Consider the following 384-nt stretch of genomic DNA (forward strand, 5'->3'; position numbering starts at 1 on the left):
CGTCGCCGCCCCCGTGACCGCCGCGCACGCCGCGAGCGTCTCGTGGCTGCTTTCCTGCGGTGCGCGCCGCGTATGGCTGCCCGACGAGCTCGGCGCGGACGAGGCCTCCGCCGTCCTCGCGGCCCTTCCCGGGCGCCGGGCGGCCCGCGTCGGCGTGCTCGCCTGCGGTGTTCCGCAGCTGATGGTGTGCGAGCACTGCCTGCTCGGGGACCTGGGGCCCTGCGACGGCGCCTGCGCCGCCTGCTCCCGGCGCCGCCGGGCGTACCGGCTGGTCGAGGAGGGCGGGGCGCGCCTGCCGGTGCTCGCGGACGCCTTCGGCCGCACGCGCGTCCTCGACGACGCGCCGCTCGACCGGACGGGCGACCTGCCCGCGCTCGCCGCCTG

At 79.9% G+C, this 384-nt stretch carries 1 pseudogene; it reads left to right on the forward strand.

Annotation, left to right across the window (positions count from 1 at the left end):
- A pseudogene (locus tag PHA29_RS10570) lies at positions 1–384 on the forward strand (hypothetical protein); the annotation flags it as partial.

It is taken from the genome of Candidatus Collinsella stercoripullorum (assembly GCF_027669965.1).
Classification (GTDB): domain Bacteria; phylum Actinomycetota; class Coriobacteriia; order Coriobacteriales; family Coriobacteriaceae; genus Collinsella; species Collinsella stercoripullorum.